Origin of the sequence: Promicromonospora sp. NPDC057488, from assembly GCF_042802395.1 — a bacterium.
Classification (GTDB): Bacteria; Actinomycetota; Actinomycetes; order Actinomycetales; family Cellulomonadaceae; genus Promicromonospora.
Genome location: NZ_JBHVEG010000329.1, coordinates 1 through 2,421 on the forward strand (window position 1 = coordinate 1; position 2,421 = coordinate 2,421).

Annotated in this window: 1 protein-coding gene; it reads right to left on the reverse strand. The window is 70.9% G+C overall.

Annotated elements, in window-relative coordinates; all coding sequences use genetic code 11:
• Positions 1 to 67 precede the first annotated feature (67 nt).
• Complete coding sequence (locus ACFU5G_RS29790; protein ID WP_377252745.1) at positions 68 to 2,236, reverse strand: PhoX family protein; 2,169 nt, start codon at positions 2,234 to 2,236, stop codon at positions 68 to 70.
• Positions 2,237 to 2,421 lie beyond the last annotated feature (185 nt).

Sequence of the window (2,421 nt, forward strand, 5' to 3'; positions counted from 1 at the left end):
CCTCAGCGGGTCTCGACAAGCTCGACCACCGACCCCGCACCCGGCGGGTCAGGTCAGCGGGTCCGGGTCAGTGGCGGTCGCGGTAGACCTGGACCACCGTCGGGCGCGGCCCGCGGAAGTCGCCCGCCTCCGGGCGGACGCCGGCGGCCACGTAGTCCGGGAAGAACGAGTCCGGCGCCTCGAAGGAGCCGTTCTCGCCCGGGTGCTGCACGTTCACGTAGACCATGCCGTCGCGCGAGTCGACCAGCGGCCCGCAGGTCTCGGCGCCCGCGGGCACCGAGAGGAACTGCTGGACGTGACCGCGCTCGCGGCCCGCGACCGGCACCTTGAACAGGCCGTCGCACCTCGCGATCGCCGACGAGCTGGGCTGGCCGTCCGTCGAGATCCAGAGGTTGCCCTCGGCGTCGAACGCCAGGTTGTCGGGGCACGAGATGGGCGAGACCCGGTCCTTCGGGTAACCCGAGAAGTACGTGCCCTCGACGGCGGGGTCGCCCGCGACCAGCAGCAGGTTCCACGTGAACCGCGTGGAGGTCTGGTCGCCGGACGGGATGATCTCGACCACGTGGCCGTCCCGGTTGCCGTTGGTGGTCACGCCTCCGACGACCTTGTGCGTGCGCGGGTTCGCCTCGGTGGCGCCCTCGGTCGCGTTGCCCGGGGTGCGGCCCGAGTTGTTCGTGCACGCCACGTAGATGCGGCCCGTGACGGGGCTGATCTCGACGTCCTCCGGGCGGTCCATCTTGGTGGCGCCGACCTTGTCCGCGGCCAGGCGCGTGTAGACCAGCACCTCCTCGACCGACATGCCCGGCACCTTGCTGCGGCCGTCCTTGACCAGCGGGAGCCACTCGCCCGTGCCGTCGAAGGCGCCGTCGGCCGGGACCGCGCCCGAGCCGTCGATCTGCGCGGCCGGCGAGTCGCCCGTGAACTTGGCGACGAACAGGTCGCCCTCGGACAGGAGCGTCTTGTTGTGGGTGCGCGCCCAGCGGGACTCGCCCTTGGCGACCCGCTCCTTGGACACGAACTTGTAGACGTAGTCGAACGCCTGGTCGTCGCCCATGTACGCGACGGCGTGGCCCTTGCTCGACAGCGTGACGTTGGCGCCCTCGTGCTTGAACCGGCCCATCGCGGTGTGCTTGACGGGCTTGGCCTGCGGGTCGTACGGGTCCAGCTCGACGATCCAGCCGAAGCGGTTGGCCTCGTTCTCGTAGCCCTCGGACTGCGCGAAGCGCGGCTCGTCAGCCTCCCAGCCGTAGCTGGTGGAGCTGCCGATGCCGTACCGGGCGTCGGCGGTCGGGTTCGCTCCGGCGGCCACGAAGTAGCCGTTGAAGTTCTCCTCGCCCGACAGCACGGTGCCCCACGGCGTGGTGCCGCCGGCGCAGTTGTTCATGGTGCCGAACACGCGCTTGCCCGTGGGGTCGGCGACGGTCTTGAGCAGGTCGGAGCCGGCGGCCGGGCCGTCGAGCACGAACTCGGTGTCCAGGTGGATGCGGCGGTTCAGCACGCTGATGCGCTGGTAGTCCCACGGCTTGCCCGTGCCGCGGCGGCGGACCTCGACCACGGCCATGCCGTGCGCGGCCCGCTCGATCGCGCGCGAGTACGCGTTCTTGGTGCGGCTGCCGTCGGCGGCGATGTCCCAGTACTTCTCGGTGGGCGGGAACATGATCTCGGGGTTGGTGTACTCGAGGTTCGAGACCAGGATGCCGCGCGTCCCGCGGTGCTTCTCACCGGGGCGGATCGGCAGGATGTCGAGGTAGTCGCAGTTGTAGCCGAACTGCTTGGCCTGCTGCTCCGGCGACTGGTTGTTCGGGTCGAACGTGCGGCCGCCCGGGAGGATCGGGTCGCCCCAGCGGATGATCGGGTCCCAGGTGTAGCCCTCGGGGACCACCAGGGCGTCGACGTCGACCGGCTGCGGGTCGATGGCGCCGAAGGACAGGCCCTTGCCGTGGCCGCCGCCCGGGAACCGGCCCTCGGGCAGCGTCGCGGCGGCGGCCGGCGGCGCGTCGGCGGTGGCCTGCGCACCGATCACCACGGCACCGGCGGCGACCGCCATCGTGCCGAGCATCGCGCGGCGCGAGAGCACCGAGCTCACGACGTCCTTGAAGTACTCGTTGGCGCTCTCGTTGGGAGCGGGGTGCAGGCACGCGTCGTTGCACTTGAGGCGACAGGTGACGGGGCTGCGCTTGCCACGCGCATGCGTGTGCACCGTCAGCAGCGGGCGGTTCTCAGGGGCGATCGTCATCGGAGGCTCTCCGGTCCGAAAAGGGGGGTAGGACGTCGTCAACCTAGGAGCAGGCGATGTCTGCCCCACGAAAGGTCAGGTACGCCCAGGTGAACGGGAGGTGGCCAGGAGGTGGGGCCTCCTTGGCTCCGGGCCGACTTCGGTCGCCTGCGTCGAGACCGGTCCCACGATGGACCGGTCTCGAC